The following is a 15,253-nucleotide window of genomic DNA, read 5'->3' on the forward strand; positions in this document are numbered from 1 at the left end:
CGGCGGAAACGCGCTCAGTCTTCCAGCGATTGCTTCTCCATCTTCCACCACAACTGGTAGACCTCGTCCGACCACAGCGACTTGATGTAGGCCACCGAATCCTGCATCTGCGCCTCACTCAACTTGCCCTTCCAGGCCGGCATGTTGCCCTGCCCACCCGGGCTGCCTTCGCGGATCATCTCCAGCAGGTCGGCCGTCGGGTGATGCCAGGCGTGGGCGCTGTCGTCAAGCGGCGGCGGCGGAAAACGGCCGTCGGCGTCGCGGATGCGCCAGTCGCCGGGTGGGCCCTTGCCGTCGGTGCCGTGGCACTCCATGCAGTTGGCCTGGTAGACCGCCTTGCCGCGCGCGATCTGCTGCGGGTCGGCGTAGCGGTCGGGCGGCGTGTCGCCGGGCAACGCGACGGCGGCTTGCTCGCAGGCGCTCAAAAACAGCACGCCCAGCGCGGCCGCTGCGATTCGCAAGGGGATTTTTTTCATGGCTTGTTCCTTGTGATGATGAAGGCAGAGCGCAAAAACGCGCTCAGGTTCCCGCGCCGGCGGGCAACAACGCGTCCAGCTGGCGACGCATGCTGCGCCAGTGCGAGCCCTCCCAGTACACGCGGCCGCAGGCGTCGCAGGTGGAAAACCGGTCATGGATTTCGCGCACCCGGGGCGGCAGGCGGTCGATCACCTCGGCCTTGTCCGCCGCGCGCAGCGGCGCGTTGCAGTGCAGGCACAGGGTGAACGGCCGGACGCTGCGCGCAAGATCGAACCGCGCGACGACCTCAAGCAGCTGGGCCTCCGGTTTCAACGCGTGCACATAGCAGCCGCGGGTCACCGCTCGCCGCTTCAGCAGCTCGCGGTCGCGCGTCAGCACGATGCGGCCGTCGTTCGCGCAGATCGACACAATATCGTCGTCATGAAAGTGGTTGTCGTACAGCGTATCGAAGCCCAGCATGCGCAGCAGGCGGGCCAGCCCGCCCTGGTGCGCATCGGCAACAAACCCGGGGCGCCGCAACGGCGCTTCGCCCAGTGGCGGCGTCGCATCCATCGCCTCGGCGCGCGGATACACCGCCACCCGGTCGCCGTCCTGCATCAGGCGATCCAGGCGCGCCGGTTCGCCGTTGATCAGGAGCCGCGCCACCTCGGTGTGCGCCACGCCCAGCGCCTCGATCATGTGCTTGGTCGTCGCCGCCTGCGCGCACGGCACGCTGAATTCCTGCCTGCGCCGCTTGGGCGCGAGGAAATCATTCAGTTCGTCATGGAAGCGGAAGGTGGCGGTGACCATATGCCGGCTATTGTCGCCATTTGCCGGCCTGCGGAAAACCGCCCCGCTTACCGAAGCCCGGACGTGAAAACGCCACCTCGACGGTGGCGTTTTTCCAAGCCGTCCAGCACTCAGTGCTGGGTCTTGATCGGCTTGGTGGCAGCCTTGGGCGGGGTGATGAACGATCCCACCGGAACGACAGCCTGTTTCGGTTTCTTGGGTTTCTTTGCTTCCTTGTTTCCACGTATCTGGCCTTTTGCCATGGTGACTCTCCTTGCAGTGACTTGAATGTGTCGGCCGGGTTTCGCGACCCCTGTAAACACGACACTTGCTGATCATAGGCGCTTCAACGGCAAAGGGTGGCTTTATATTCCGCCGGCCCGGTATGCGCCGCGCACCGACTGCACCTCGCGCGGCAGATGCCCCAGCGCAAATGCGGTGTAAGCCGCCACTTCGCGTGCCTGCCAGGCGGCGTCGCGGCCCAGGGCATCGGCCAGCAGAGCGGCCACGCGGGGTGCGATCTCGATGCTGGCACGCGCGTCCAGCAGCAGTGCGCGGGTGCGCCGTGCGAGCACGTCCTGCACGCTGCGCGCCATGTCCTGGCGCGCTGCCCACACCACTTCGGCGCCGATGTACGGCAGCCGTGGGTGCAGGCGGGCCGCCCACTCCGGTCGCGCCTGCGCCAGTGCCTGCAGCGCGGCGGCGTCCGAACCGTAGGCGCGCAGCGACGGTACAAGTTCGGTGGTCGCGCCGTGCAGCGGCAGGTCCGCGGTGCGGCAGGGGCGGTCGGGCAGCTGCGCCACCCGCGCAGCCAGGTCGACCGCCTGTTCGGCCATTTCGCGATACGTCGTCCACTTGCCGCCGGTGATGCTGACCAGGCCGGATTCCTCGCGCAACAAATGGTCGCGCGCCAGCGCAGACGTGCTGTGCCCGCTGCCGGCCCGCACCAGCGGCCGCAGCCCGGCAAACACGCTCAGCACATCCTGCAGGCGCGGCGCGTCCCGCAGATAGCGCCCGGCGTGTTCGAGCAGGAAATCGATTTCTTCCGGCAGCGCGCGCGGTTCGGCTTCGGCATCCTCGACCGGCACATCGGTGGTGCCGACCAGCAGCCGGTCCTGCCAGGGAATCGCGAACAGCACGCGGCCGTCGTCGGTCTTCGGCACCATCAGCGCGGTGCGGCCGGGCAAAAAGCGCCGGTCGAGCACGATGTGCGCGCCCTGACTGGGCGCCACCCAGGCGGCCGCGCCCGGCTCGGCCATGCGGCGGATCGAATCGCAGAACACGCCGGTGGCGTTGACCATGACGCGCGCCGCGATCTCGTGCTCGGCGCCGGTTTCGCGGTCGCGCGCCACCACGCCGGTGACCGGTGTGCCCGCACCGCCGGCGCGCAGCAGGCCCGCCACCGAGCAATAGTTGATCAAGGTGGCGCCATGGTCCCAGGCGCTGGCGGCCAGGCTCACCGCAAGGCGGGCGTCGTCGAACTGGCCGTCGTGATACAGCACGCCGCCGCGCAGCTTCTCGCTGCGCAGTCCCGGCAGCTCGCGGCAGGTGGCGGCCGCGTCGAGCCGGCGCGAACGCCCCAGGCTGGCGCGCCCAGCCAGGCGTTCGTAGACGCCGAGGCCGAACCCGTAATACAGGCTTTCGCCGCGCTTGTAGGTGGGGATGATGAAGGGCTGTTCGCTCGCCAGGTGCGGCGCATTGGCCAGCACGCGCCCGCGTTCGCGCAGCGCGCCCATCACCAGTTTGAGGTTGCCCTGGCGCAGGTAGCGCACGCCGCCGTGCAGCAGCTTGGTGCTGCGGCTGGAAGTGGCCTGGGCGAAATCGTCGCGTTCCAGCAGCAAGGTTTCGTAGCCGCGCGTGGCGGCGTCGAGCGCGATGCCAAGACCGGTGGCGCCGCCGCCGATCACGACCATGTCCCACGGGGTGCGCCTATCACGCAGGCGCGCAAGGGCTTCGTCGCGATTCATGCGGGACCCGCTTCCGCCTGCGCCCAGCCCTTGGAACGTTCCACCGCGCGCGCCCAGTCGCCGCGCAGCGCGTCGACCTGCTCGCGTCCCATCGCCGGCTCGAACACGCGGTCGACCTGCCATTGCGCGGCAATCTCGTCGAGCCCGCTCCAGTAACCGACCGCCAAGCCAGCGAGATACGCAGCGCCCAGCGCGGTAGTCTCGGTGACCTTGGGACGCAGCACCGGCACCCCCAGCAGGTCGGCCTGAAACTGCATCAGCGTGTCGTTGGCGGTGGCGCCGCCGTCGACGCGCAGCTCGGTCAGCGTGAGGCCGGCGTCGCCCTGCATCGCGGCGATGAGGTCGCTCACCTGATAGGCGATCGATTCCAGCGCGGCCCGCGCCAGATGGCCCCCGGTGGTGCCGCGCGTAAGGCCGTGGATCGAACCGCGCGCATACGGGTCCCAATGCGGCGCGCCGAGGCCGACGAAGGCCGGCACCAGATAGACGCCGCCGTTGTCGGGCACGCTCGCCGCCAGCGTCTCCACCTCGGCTGCGCTGCGGATGATGCCGAGCCCGTCGCGCAGCCACTGCACCACCGCGCCGGCGATGAAGATGCTGCCTTCGAGCGCATAGCTCGGGCGCCCGTCGATGCGCCACGCAGTGGTGGTGATCAGGCGGTTGTGCGAGGGGATCGGCGTCTCGCCGGTGTTCATCAGCATGAAGCAGCCGGTGCCGTAGGTGTTCTTCACCATGCCGCGTCGGGTGCATGCCTGCCCGAGCAACGCGGCGTGCTGGTCGCCCGCCACGCCGGCGATCGGGATGCGGCCGCCGCCGAGCAGGTCGGTGTCGCCATACACGCTGCTGGAGTCGCGCACCTCGGGCAGCAACGCGCGCGGCACGTCCATCACTGCCAGCAGCTCGTCGTCCCACGCCTGCCGCGTGATGTCGAACAGCAGCGTGCGCGACGCGTTGGTTGCATCGGTGACGTGTAGCGCGCCGCCGCTCAGCTTCCACAACAGCCAGCAGTCGATGGTGCCGAACGCGAGTTCGCCCGCCTCGGCGCGGCGCCGCGCGTCGGGCACGTTGTCGAGGATCCAGCGTAGCTTGGTGCCCGCAAGGTAGGCGTCGAGCACGAGGCCGGTCTTGCGCTGAAACAGGGCTTCGTGGCCCGCCGCGCGCAGCGCGTCGCACAGGCCGGCGGTGCGCCGGTCCTGCCAGACAATGGCGTTGTAAATGGGCAGGCCGGTGCGGCGATCCCACACCACCGTGGTTTCGCGCTGGTTGGTGATGCCGATCGCGGCGATGTCGCGTCCCGACAAACCGGCACTGGTGATCGCCTCGGCGGCGACGCCGATTTGCGACGACCAGATCTCGTTGGGATCGTGTTCCACCCAGCCCGGCTGCGGGAAAATCTGCCGGAATTCCTTTTGCGCGATGGTTTTGATCTGGCCCGCGTGATCGAACACGATCGCGCGCGAACTGGTGGTGCCCTGGTCGAGGGCAAGCACGTATTTCATTTTCATCTCCGGTTGTGAGCCGTGAGCGACCCTGGTTCCAATCAAGTCTGGCTAATCCAGTGCGGCGCGGCGCAGGTGCCGTGATTTCAGGCAAATGCCGCCGGATTCAGCGCCGCCGCGACCCGTGGACAGGCCGCTGCCCGGGCTGCCGTCGTTGCAGGTCATGCTAACACGCAGGTATTCAGGCCCCTGGGGCCCCACCGCCGCCGCGCGCCAATCCGGGTGCTGGCTGCATTGGCGGGTACTATCTGCCTTCGTCCATCCACAGAAACACCCGCCGCATGCAAAGTGAAGCCAAAGACCCTCCCCAGTACGCCGTCGTGGCGGCCGTGCAACTGCCGAACGTGAGCGACATCGAGTTCGAGGCATCGCTAACCGAACTGCGCGAACTCGCCAAGACGCTGGGGTTCACGGTCACCCGCACCTTCACACAAAAACGCGCCGGATTCGACTCGACCGCCTACCTGGGCGTCGGCAAGCGCGAGGAGATCCGCCACTTCGTCCACGGCGCGGCTGGGGACGAAACCGAACCCGAACGCGCGCCGCAGAATCCCTTGTATCGGCTCCCGCTCGCCGAAGCATCGAGCGACCCGGCCATGGTCTCGCCCGAGCCGATCGACGCTCTCTTCGTCGATCACGAAATCTCGCCGTCACAGGCGCGCAACCTCGAAAACGAAGTCGGCTGCCAGGTGATGGACCGCACCATGGTCATCCTCGAAATCTTCCACCGCAACGCGCGCTCCCCCGCCGCGCGCGCGCAGGTGGAAATCGCGCGCCTCGGCTACATGGCGCCCCGCCTGCGCGAAGCGGCCAAGCTGGCCGGCCCGCAGGGGCGGCAGCGCAGCGGCGTCGGCGGCCGCGGCGCCGGCGAATCGCACACCGAACTCGACAAGCGCAAGATCCGCGACCGCATTGCCGAACTGCAAAAGGAAATTACCGCGATGGACGCGGACCGCAAGACGCAGCGCGCGCGCCGGCAGGCGCACCAGGGCCTCGCCAGCGTGGCGCTGGTCGGCTACACCAACGCCGGCAAGTCCACGCTGATGCGCGCCCTCACCGGCAGCGAAGTGCTGGTCGCCAACAAACTCTTTGCCACGCTCGACACCACCGTGCGCACCCTCTACCCCGAGAGCGTCCCGCGCGTGCTGGTCAGCGACACCGTCGGCTTCATCAAGAACCTGCCTCACGGGCTGGTCGCGTCGTTCAAATCCACGCTCGAAGAAGCGCTCGACGCCTCGCTGCTGCTCCACGTCATCGACGCCAGCGACCCCGGCTTCGAGCGGCAGATCGAAACCACCGACGAAGTGCTCAGGGAAATCGACGCGCAGGACGTGCCGCGCCTGCGCATCTTCAACAAGATCGACCACGTCGGCGACGCCGCCGCACAAGCCGAGCGCGAAGCCGCACTGCGCACCGACTATCCCGGCTGCATCGTCATGAGCGCCCGCCGCCCCGCCGACGTCGCCAAGCTGCACCAGGCGATCGTTGTGTTCTTCCAGAAGGACCTGATCGAGGCTGAGCTGTTTCTGCCGTGGTCGGCGCAGCAACTACGCGGCGAAATCTTCGCACGCTGCGAAGTGCTGGAGGAGCGCGCCGACGAAGAGGGTGCGTTCTTCCGCGTGCGCGGTGAGCTGGATACTCTGAATGGCCTGCAGGAGCAGTTAAGCCAAAAGTGATGAGCGGATCACTTGTAGCCAGAGTTAGCTTTCCTGCTCTGCCAGACCTTGTGACACGCCTCGCTTGACGCCTTATATTCCTTACAATAAAGTAAGGAGGCATGAAAAGGAGGCCGCCATGTCAACCGCAACCATGACCACCAAAGGGCAGATCACCATTCCCGCCGCTGTGCGGGCCGCGCTCGGCGTTGAAGCCGGGGATCGCGTCGAGTTTGTCCAGGTTGAGCCTGGGCGTTTCGAACTGGTGCCTGCAACGAGTCCGGTCACGGCGCTCAAGGGGCTTGTGCGCAAGCCCACCTCGCCAGTAACAGTCGAGGACATGAACAAGGCGATCGCGGCCCAAGGGGCAAAGGCAAAATGATTGGCCTGGATACCAACGTCCTCGTCCGCTACATCGCGCAGGACGACCCGAAGCAGTCAGCAAAGGCGACGAAGCTGATCGAGTCCTTGACGACGGACGCGCCAGGCTATGTAGGCGTCGTATCCGTTGTCGAGTTGGTGTGGGTGTTGACCGGGTGCTACGCGTCCACCAAAAACGAGATTTGCGACGTACTGGAAACGCTGCTGCGCACCCGGGAAATTGTCGTGGCGCAGTCCGACACCGTTTGGAAGGCGATACAACTATTCAAGGGCGGCAAAGCCGACTTTGCCGACTGCCTGATCGAACGCTCAGCCGCCGAAGCCGGATGCAGCCACACGGCAACCTTCGACCGCAATGCCGCGATGGACTGCGGCATGCGCTTGATTGATTAACCGGGAGCAACCACGGCCGGTGACCGAACCAAAGCGGGAAGTCAAGCCGCACGGCAGACCGCGTGTGAACTAAATCCGGCTCGCCGTCTGCCGCATCACATCCGCAGCAAAGCGCATCGCCATTTTCACCGGCATCGGTAGCGGCGCGCCACCGTGGTCGATGGCGGTCTGGGCGTGCTGGGCTTCGTCGGTTTTCATTTGTTCGACGACGGCGCGGCTTTTGGCGTCGGCTTCGGGCAGCTTTTGCAGGTGGCCGTCGAGGTGCGCTTCGACCTGACGTTCGGTTTCGGCGAGAAAGCCGAGGTTCCATTTGTCGCCCAGCATGCCGGCGACGACGCCCATGCTGAAGGCGCCGCCGAACCACAGCGGGTTCAACAGGCTCTTGCGGCCGCCCAGTTCGTTGATGCGCGTTTCGCACCAGGCGAGGTGGTCGGTTTCTTCGCGCGCGGCGCGTTCGAGTTCGGCGCGGACCTGGTCGTTTTTCGTGGTGAGCGCCTGGCCGGCGTAGAGCGCCTGGGCGCAGACTTCGCCGACGTGGTTGACGCGCATCAGCGCGGCGGCCTGGGCGCGCTCGGTTTCGCTCAACTCGGCTTCGGGGCCGGTGCCGGGATAGGGGCGCGCGGCGTGGGGGCTGGCGAAGATGGTGCGCAGGCCGAGGTCGAAGGTGGTGATGAGCTGGTCGAGGCGGTTCATGGTGTTGCTCCTGTATCAGGGTGGCTTACTTGGGTGGAAGGCGGGCCCTCTCCCCCAGTCCCTCTCCCGCTTGCGCGCGAGGGGTGAAGGGCATCATTTCACGTAGTAGTTGAAGTTGCTATAGGCGGCTTCGGCAACCTTGAACCACTGGAACTGGGTGTCGCGGAACAGTTTCCAGGAACGGTAGATGGTGGCGAAGTCGGGATTGGTTTTCGCTTCGGCTTCGTAGAGCTCGAAGGTGGCGCGGCGCGCGGCGAGCATCACGTCTTTGGGGAAGGGATGCAGCTTGACGCCCTGCCCGGCCAGGCGCAGCAGTGCGGGCGGGTTCTTGGCGTCGTATTGCGCCAGCATCAATTGATTCGCTTCGGCGGTGGCGACTTCGAACGCCTGGCGATAGGCCTCGGGCAGCGCTTTCCACGCGGCCTGGTTGACGTAGAAACTCAGTTGCGGTCCGCCTTCCCACCAGCCAGGGTAGTAGTAGTGCTTGGCGATTTTGTGGAAGCCGAGCTTCTCGTCGTCGTAGGGGCCGACCCATTCAGCGGCGTCGAGTGCGCCGCGTTCGAGCGCAGGATAGATGTCGCCACCGGGCAGGGTTTGCGGCACGGCGCCGAGCTTGGCCATGATTTGGCCGCCGATGCCGGGGATGCGCATTTTGAGGCCCTTGAGATCGGCCATCGACTTGATCGGCTTTCTGAACCAGCCGCCCATCTGGGTGCCGGTGTTGCCGCCGGGAAACTGCACGACGTTGTATTTGGCGTAGAGCTTACGCAGCGCCTCGATGCCGCCGCCGGCATACATCCAGGCATTTTGCTGGCGCGCGGTGAGGCCGAAGGGCACGGCGGTGTCGAACGCGAGTGCGAGGTTCTTGCCGACGTAGTAATAGCCGGCGGAGTGGCCGCATTCGGCGGTGCCGTTGCCGACTGCGTCGAGCACCTGCAGACCGGGAACCAGTTCGCCGCCGGCGAAGACGCGGATCTGGAACTTGCCGCCGGTGAGCGCGGCCACGCGTTTGGACAAGGTTTCGGATGCGCCGTAAATGGTGTCGAGGCTCTTGGGAAAGCTCGACGCCAGCCGCCAGCGGATGGCGGGCAACGCGGTCGATTCCCCGGGCGCGGCCTGCGCCGCGGACAGCGGCAGCAGGGCGGCGACGCCGGCGCCGCTCAGAAAGTCTCGTCTTTGCATGGAGGTGCTCCGTTTTGGCCGATTATACGAGGCCGCCGCTCCAGGCGGAGGCCCAAGCGCCGCATGTTAAAATTGCCGCCTTTTCCAGCCCGCCCATTTGCCATGTTCAACCGCCAAGACACCCTCGCCAAGACCGACCCCGACCTGTGGGCCGCGATCCAGAAAGAAGACCAGCGCCAGCAGGACCACATCGAGCTGATCGCTTCGGAAAACTACACCAGCCCGGCGGTGATGCAGGCGCAGGGTTCGCAGCTCACCAATAAGTACGCCGAGGGCTATCCCGGCAAGCGCTACTACGGCGGCTGCGAATACGTGGACATCGTCGAGCAGCTGGCGATCGACCGGGTGAAGGCGCTGTTCGGCGCCGAGGCCGCCAACGTGCAAGCCAACTCCGGCTCGCAGGCCAACCAGGCGGTGTTTCTGGCCTTCCTCAAGCCCGGCGACACCATCATGGGCATGAGCCTCGCCGAAGGCGGCCACCTCACCCACGGCATGGCGCTCAACATGAGCGGCAAGTGGTTCAACGTCGTCGCCTACGGCCTCAACGAAAAAGAGGAAATCGACTACCCGAAGATGGAAGCGCTGGCGCGCGAACACAAGCCCAAGCTGATCATCGCCGGCGCCTCGGCCTACGCGCTCCGGATCGACTTCGAGCGCTTCGCCAAGATCGCAAAAGAGATCGGCGCAATCTTCATGGTTGATATGGCGCACTACGCCGGCCTGATCGCCGCGGGCGTGTACCCCAACCCGGTGCCGCATGCCGACGTGGTGACCTCGACCACCCACAAGACCCTGCGCGGTCCGCGCGGCGGCATCATTTTGATGAAGGCCGAACATGAGAAGGCGATCAACTCGGCGATCTTCCCCGGCCTGCAGGGCGGCCCGCTGATGCACGTGATCGCCGGCAAGGCGGTGGCGTTCAAGGAAGCGTCGAGCAAGGAATTCAAGCACTACCAGGAGCAGGTGATCGCCAACGCGCTGGTGATGTGCAAGGTGCTGGTCGAGCGTGGCCTCAGGATCATCTCCGGCCGCACCGAGAGCCACGTCTTCCTGGTCGACCTGCAGCCGAAGAAGCTCACCGGCAAGGAAGCCGAAGCGCTGCTGGGTCGCGCCCACATCACGGTCAACAAGAACTCGATTCCGAACGACCCGCAGAAGCCCTTCGTCACCAGCGGCATCCGCATCGGCACCCCGGCGATGACCACGCGCGGCTTCAAGGAACTGGAAGCCGAACAGCTCGCCCACCTGATCGCCGACGTGCTCGACGCACCGACCGACGAGGCCGTGATCGAGCGGGTGAAGGGCGATGTGGCTAAGTTGGTGGCGAAGTTTCCGGTGTATGGGTGATGTATATAGGAGATAGGATCTAGGTGCTAGGAATTAGGGGATGAGCGGCCTTTGGCCGCGCGATTTTGAAATTTCAAATAGCCGCGAAGCGACATTCCCTAACCCCTATCTCCTAGTTCCTAAATCCTAACGAGCTCCTAGATCCCAGCCCCTAAAAAATGAAATGCCCCTTCTGCGGCTCCCTCGACACCCAGGTCATCGACTCCCGCGTCAATGAGGCGGGCGACGCGATTCGTCGTCGTCGTCGCTGCACGGCGTGCGACAAGCGTTTCACCACCTGGGAAACCGCCGAGCTGCGGCCGCCGCAGATCGTCAAGACCAACGGCACGCGTGAGGATTTTTCCGAAACCAAGCTGATGGAAGGTTTTCGGCGTGCGCTGCATAAGCGCCCGGTGCCGACCGAGCTGGTGGACGCGGCGGTCGCGCGTATCCGCCAGCGCCTGCTGACGCGCGGCGCGCGCGAAATCCCGGCGCGCGAAGTCGGCGAGCTGGTGATGATCGAGCTGAAGAAGCTCGACAAGGTCGCGTATATCCGCTTTGCGTCGGTGTACAAGAGCTTCCAGGACCCGGACGATTTCCGCGACGTGCTGCAGGATCTGGAACGTACGCCGCCGCATGGTGTGGACGACCTGTTCGAGTAAATCTTCTTGAGCGCCGCCACCGCCTTTTCCGCTGCCGACCACGCCCATATGGCGCGCGCGCTGCAACTGGCGGCGCGCGGGCTGTTCACCACCAGCCCCAATCCGCGCGTCGGCTGCGTCATCGTCAAGGACGGTCAGGTCATCGGCGAAGGCTGGCACCAGCGCGCCGGCACGCCGCACGCCGAAATCCATGCGCTGGGCCAGGCCGGCGACGCGGCGCGCGGGGCGACGGTCTACGTCACGCTCGAACCCTGTTCGCATCACGGCCGCACGCCGCCGTGCGCCGAGGCGCTGGTCAACGCCGGCGTGGCACGCGTGGTGGCGGCGATGCGCGACCCCAACCCGCTGGTGGCGGGCGGCGGCATCGACATGCTGACGCTGGCTGGCATCCACGCCGAAGTCGGCCTGATGGAAGCCGAGGCGCACGCGCTCAACCCGGGCTTCATTTCACGCATGACGCGGCAGCGCCCATGGGTGCGGCTTAAAACCGCCGCGACCCTGGACGGCAAGACAGCGCTCGCCAACGGCGCCTCGCAGTGGATTACTGGCGAGGCCGCGCGTGCCGACGTGCAGCAGTTGCGCGCGCGCGCCTGCGCGATCCTCACCGGCAGCGGCACCGTGCTGGCCGACAACCCGCGCATGACCGTGCGTGAGCTCGACATCGGCCGCCAGCCGCTGCGCGTCATCGTCGATTCCGGATTGCGCACGCCGGCCGCTGCGGCCATCCTGCCCGCGCTCGTCGCCTGCCATCACGCGCCCCCGACGGCGCGCGCTGCACTCGAACAGACGGGCGCGGACGTGATCGAGTTACCCGGCATCGACGGCCGCGTCGACCTGGCTGCCCTGTTGACGCTGCTGGCGCAGCGCGGCGTCAACGAACTGCATGTCGAAGCCGGCGCCGCGCTGAACGGCGCGCTGCTCGCGGCGGGGCTGGTGGACGAATGGGTCGCCTATGTGGCGCCGATGGCCGTTGGCGACGACGCGCGCGGCCTGTTTGCAATGCCGGCGCTGACGACGCTGGCCGATGCCGCGCGCTTCCGGCTCGCCGACGTGCGCCAGATCGGCGGCGATCTGCGGCTGATGCTGCTGCCTGCGTGAACGGCTGTCCGGCGCTACTAGGCCGAACGCGGCGACGATCCCCTTACGGAACTGCGTGCGCAGCTGGCGGCTGCGTGGGGCGATCCTGCGGCGCCGCGGCGCTTGCAGTGCCCGCTGTTTGTGCGGGTCGAACGCCGGTCATGAAATAGTCGATCAGGTCCTGCACCGGGCGGATTTCGCTGCCAAATGGCAGCGTCTCGGAGCCGCGAAAGAACAGGCCCTTGTTGACTTCGCCCTTCAGCGCGGCAACCAGTTGCGAGTCGATGCAGAACTGCCCCGCCTTGGCGATGCCGTCGCGCAGGCCGCATTGCGTCAGGCAGTGCAGGCCGATGGCGCAGCGGTTGGGATCGGCCTTGGCGCAGGCCTGCAATTTCGCCTCGCGCTTGAGATAGTTGGCAAGCCACGGAGTTTTGACGGCGCGCGCGGGCAAGCCGGCCACGCTCATGAAGGTGACGATGTCTTCGGGTCGGGCTTCGGCCAGCACGCGCTTGAATTCGGGATGGGCGTCGCCTTCGACGGTGACGGCGAACGGCGTGCCGATCTGCACCGCCGATGCGCCCAGCGCCAGCGCGGCCTTGAGTTTTTCGTGGCTGTTGATGCCGCCGCCGACGATGATCGGAATCTGCCCGCGCGCGATGCCCAGGTCGTCGAATGTCTTGAAAATGCCGGGCAGCACTTCGGCGATATCGAAACGCACATGGGCAAGCTCGTCCGGATTCGGCGCGCCGAGGTGGCCGCCGGCATACAGCGGATGCTCGATCACGATGGCGTCCGGCAGGCGGCCGCCCGGTCCGAATTTTTTCAGGCGCGACCACTTCTTCAGCACGATGGCGACGCCGCGCGCATCCGACAGGATCGGGATCAGCGCGACGTCGGGATAGTCTTCGGTCAGTTCCGGCAGGTCGAGCGGCAGCCCCGCCCCCATGACGATGGCCTGCGCGCCCGAAGCGCACGCCTGCTTGACATAGGCCGGATGCGCGTCGACCGCCTTCATCACGTTGACGGCGATGAGTCCGTTGCCCGCCGCCAGCGCAAGCGCAGCCTTGATCTCGCGGTCGAGCGCGATCAGGTTCAGGCGGTTGAGCTCATCGCGGTCGCGGCAATGCAGGGCCTGCGCCGACAGGTCGGCGTGATGGTGCCGCAGGTCGATGCTCGCGATGGTGCCGACGCCGCCCGCCCGCGCCACCGTGCCGGCCAGCCGATGCGCGGAAATGCCCACGCCCATGCCGCCCTGAACGATGGGCAGTAGCGTGTGGCCACGAATGGAAAACGAGGGGGAGGTCTCCATGTCGATCCTTCCAGCGATGCAAAACCACCATTATAGTCATTGCGGATGTCTTTATCCTGTTAATGGCCGGGACGGCCCGGATGCGCCGTTGTCGGGGTTCACCCACCGGGCCTAAACGCCTACAATGCGTGGTCCAGCAGGCAGGTCTCTCGCGCATGTTCACCGGCATCATCCAATCCATAGGCCGCATTCACGACTACGAAGCCCGCGGCGCCGATGCGCGCATGGTCATTACCGGCGGCGGGCTGGACTTTTCCGACGTCGCGATTGGCGACAGCATCGCGGTCAACGGCGTCTGCCTGACTGCGGTGGCGCTCGCGGCCGACCGCTTCACCGTCGACGTCTCGGCCGAGACGCTGCGCTGCACGGAGGGCTTCGTGCCGGGTGCCGAAGTCAACCTGGAAAAGGCCTTGCGGCTGGTCGACCGCCTTGGCGGCCATCTGGTGTCGGGCCATGTCGACGGCGTCGGCACGGTACACCGTTTTGCGCCGGTCGGCGAATCGCATCTGCTGGAAATCGACGCGCCGGGCGAACTCGCGCGCTACACCATTCGCAAGGGCTCGATCACGGTGAACGGCGTCTCGCTGACGGTCAACGCGGTGGAGGGCGCACGCTTCGCGCTCAACCTGATTCCGCACACGCTGGAAATGACGACGCTCAAGCAGCTGAAAGCAGGCAGCCGCGTCAACCTGGAAGTCGACATGATCGCGCGCTACGTCGAGCGCCTGGCTCAATTCACGAACACCACAGACAAAGATTAAGGAACACGCACTGATGAGCCTCGCCTCCACCCTGGAAATTATCGAAGAGCTGAAAGCCGGCCGCATGGTTGTGCTGGTTGACGAGGAAGACCGCGAAAACGAAGGCGACCTCGTGATGGCCGCCGAGCACGTCACGCCCGACGCGATCAACTTCATGGCCAAGTACGGCCGCGGCCTGATCTGCCTGACGCTGACCGACGACCGCTGCCGCCAGCTGGGGCTGAAGCAGATGGTGAGCGACAACCAGACGCCGCACGGCACCGCGTTCACGATCTCGATCGAAGCGGCCGCGGGCGTGACCACCGGCATTTCGGCCGCCGACCGCGCGGTGACGATCCAGGCCGCGGTGAAGAAGGACGCCAAGGCCACCGACATCATCCAGCCCGGCCATATTTTCCCGCTGCGCGCGCAGCCCGGCGGCGTGCTGGTGCGCGCGGGCCACACCGAAGCCGGCTGCGATCTGGCGGGACTCGCGGGTCTGGTGCCCGCCTCGGTGATTTGCGAAATCCTCAAGGACGACGGCACCATGGCGCGGCTGCCCGACCTGGTGCCGTTCGCCCAGGAGCACGGCCTGAAGATCGGCGCCATCGCCGACCTGATCCACTACCGCAACCAGACCGAAAGCCTGGTCGAGCGCGCGGCCGACCGCCTGATCCAGACCGTCTACGGCGCCTTCCGCCTGATTGCCTACCGCGACAAGTGCGCCGGCGAAACCCACCTCGCGCTCGTCAAGGGCGAGATTCATGCGGACAAGGAAACCCTAGTGCGCGTGCACGAACCCTTGAGCGTGATGGATTTTCTCGACGTCACCGGCGGCGGCCACTCGTGGCCGATCCTCGGCGCGATGGAGCGCATCGCCGAATCGCAGTCGGGCGTGGTGGTGCTGCTGCATCGTCCGGAAACCGCCGACGCGCTGCTGAACCGAATCAACCCGCCACCGGTCGACAACCGCAAGTACGACCTGCGCGACTACGGCATCGGCGCACAGATCCTGCGCGATCTCGGCGTCGGCAAAATGCGGCTGCTGGCCAGCCCGCGCAAGATGCCGGCAATGGATGGTTTCGGGCTGGAAGTCACCGGCTATTCTGAAAAAGCTTGATCCT

At 66.4% G+C, this 15,253-nt stretch carries 16 protein-coding genes; 8 read left to right on the forward strand and 8 right to left on the reverse strand.

Features of this window, described 5'->3' with window-relative positions:
- Positions 1 to 14 precede the first annotated feature (14 nt).
- The 5 genes from Q8R61_RS06675 to glpK all read right to left on the reverse strand — a co-directional run bounded on the left by Q8R61_RS06675 (position 15) and on the right by glpK (position 4,711).
- The gene (locus tag Q8R61_RS06675) at positions 15 to 476 is read right to left on the reverse strand and encodes a cytochrome c (RefSeq protein WP_305535494.1); all 462 of its coding nucleotides are present in this window, start codon (positions 474 to 476) and stop codon (positions 15 to 17) included.
- A gap of 43 nt (positions 477 to 519) precedes the next feature.
- Positions 520 to 1,266: a Mut7-C RNAse domain-containing protein gene (locus Q8R61_RS06680; RefSeq protein WP_305535496.1), complete on the reverse strand. Its 747-nt coding sequence runs from the start codon at positions 1,264 to 1,266 to the stop codon at positions 520 to 522.
- 110 nt (positions 1,267 to 1,376) lie between these two features.
- Complete coding sequence (locus tag Q8R61_RS06685) at positions 1,377 to 1,508, reverse strand: hypothetical protein (RefSeq protein WP_305535498.1); 132 nt, start codon at positions 1,506 to 1,508, stop codon at positions 1,377 to 1,379.
- Between the two features lie 102 nt (positions 1,509 to 1,610).
- Positions 1,611 to 3,212 carry a glycerol-3-phosphate dehydrogenase/oxidase gene (locus Q8R61_RS06690; protein WP_305535500.1) on the reverse strand — a complete coding sequence of 534 codons (1,602 nt, stop codon included), beginning with the start codon at positions 3,210 to 3,212 and terminating at the stop codon, positions 1,611 to 1,613.
- Positions 3,209 to 4,711 (reverse strand): glycerol kinase GlpK, encoded by a 1,503-nt coding sequence (glpK, locus tag Q8R61_RS06695; RefSeq protein ID WP_305535502.1) that lies wholly within the window; start codon positions 4,709 to 4,711, stop codon positions 3,209 to 3,211. Before glpK ends, Q8R61_RS06690 begins: the two co-directional genes overlap by 4 nt.
- 281 nt (positions 4,712 to 4,992) lie before the next feature.
- Here glpK and hflX point away from each other — a divergent pair, with 281 nt between their 5' ends.
- The 3 genes from hflX (at position 4,993) to Q8R61_RS06710 (ending at position 7,140) form a co-directional block, all read left to right on the forward strand.
- Positions 4,993 to 6,387, forward strand: a complete 1,395-nt coding sequence (gene hflX, locus Q8R61_RS06700) for a GTPase HflX (protein WP_305535504.1) — start codon at positions 4,993 to 4,995, stop codon at positions 6,385 to 6,387.
- Positions 6,388 to 6,505: 118 nt separating this feature from the next.
- Positions 6,506 to 6,748: an AbrB/MazE/SpoVT family DNA-binding domain-containing protein gene (locus Q8R61_RS06705; RefSeq protein WP_305535506.1), complete on the forward strand. Its 243-nt coding sequence runs from the start codon at positions 6,506 to 6,508 to the stop codon at positions 6,746 to 6,748.
- Positions 6,745 to 7,140, forward strand: a complete 396-nt coding sequence (locus Q8R61_RS06710; RefSeq protein ID WP_305535508.1) for a PIN domain-containing protein — start codon at positions 6,745 to 6,747, stop codon at positions 7,138 to 7,140. The genes Q8R61_RS06705 and Q8R61_RS06710 overlap by 4 nt, the downstream gene beginning before the upstream one ends.
- 69 nt (positions 7,141 to 7,209) lie before the next feature.
- Here the strand turns inward: Q8R61_RS06710 and coq7 are convergent, their stop codons facing one another.
- Together coq7 and Q8R61_RS06720 are read right to left on the reverse strand one after the other, a co-directional pair.
- Positions 7,210 to 7,833, reverse strand: coding sequence for a 2-polyprenyl-3-methyl-6-methoxy-1,4-benzoquinone monooxygenase (gene coq7, locus Q8R61_RS06715; RefSeq protein ID WP_305535510.1), 624 nt, complete (start codon positions 7,831 to 7,833; stop codon positions 7,210 to 7,212).
- A gap of 93 nt (positions 7,834 to 7,926) precedes the next feature.
- Positions 7,927 to 9,015 (reverse strand): TRAP transporter substrate-binding protein, encoded by a 1,089-nt coding sequence (locus Q8R61_RS06720; protein ID WP_305535512.1) that lies wholly within the window; start codon positions 9,013 to 9,015, stop codon positions 7,927 to 7,929.
- Positions 9,016 to 9,117: 102 nt separating this feature from the next.
- Between Q8R61_RS06720 and glyA the strand changes: the two genes are divergently transcribed.
- The 3 genes from glyA (at position 9,118) to ribD (ending at position 12,101) form a co-directional block, all read left to right on the forward strand.
- On the forward strand, positions 9,118 to 10,362 hold the full coding sequence (glyA, locus tag Q8R61_RS06725; protein WP_305535514.1) for a serine hydroxymethyltransferase: 1,245 nt from the start codon (positions 9,118 to 9,120) through the stop codon (positions 10,360 to 10,362).
- Between the two features lie 158 nt (positions 10,363 to 10,520).
- Positions 10,521 to 11,003: a transcriptional regulator NrdR gene (gene nrdR, locus Q8R61_RS06730; protein ID WP_305535516.1), complete on the forward strand. Its 483-nt coding sequence runs from the start codon at positions 10,521 to 10,523 to the stop codon at positions 11,001 to 11,003.
- 48 nt (positions 11,004 to 11,051) lie between these two features.
- A complete protein-coding gene (ribD, locus tag Q8R61_RS06735) occupies positions 11,052 to 12,101 on the forward strand; it encodes a bifunctional diaminohydroxyphosphoribosylaminopyrimidine deaminase/5-amino-6-(5-phosphoribosylamino)uracil reductase RibD (protein WP_305535677.1) in 1,050 nt (349 codons plus the stop codon).
- Positions 12,102 to 12,144: 43 nt separating this feature from the next.
- On the opposite strand, the gene Q8R61_RS06740 is transcribed toward ribD, so the two are convergent.
- Positions 12,145 to 13,389: a nitronate monooxygenase family protein gene (locus Q8R61_RS06740; protein ID WP_305535518.1), complete on the reverse strand. Its 1,245-nt coding sequence runs from the start codon at positions 13,387 to 13,389 to the stop codon at positions 12,145 to 12,147.
- Positions 13,390 to 13,544: 155 nt separating this feature from the next.
- On the opposite strand from Q8R61_RS06740, the gene Q8R61_RS06745 reads away from it, so the two are divergent.
- Both Q8R61_RS06745 and ribBA read left to right on the forward strand, forming a co-directional pair.
- Positions 13,545 to 14,150, forward strand: coding sequence for a riboflavin synthase (locus Q8R61_RS06745; RefSeq protein WP_305535520.1), 606 nt, complete (start codon positions 13,545 to 13,547; stop codon positions 14,148 to 14,150).
- A gap of 13 nt (positions 14,151 to 14,163) precedes the next feature.
- Entirely contained in the window at positions 14,164 to 15,249 is a 1,086-nt protein-coding gene (gene ribBA, locus Q8R61_RS06750) for a bifunctional 3,4-dihydroxy-2-butanone-4-phosphate synthase/GTP cyclohydrolase II (RefSeq protein WP_305535522.1), read from the forward strand.
- The last annotated feature ends 4 nt before the right edge of the window (positions 15,250 to 15,253 follow it).

The sequence above is a fragment of the Thiobacillus sp. genome (genome assembly GCF_030696885.1).
GTDB lineage: Bacteria > Pseudomonadota > Gammaproteobacteria > Burkholderiales > Thiobacillaceae > Thiobacillus.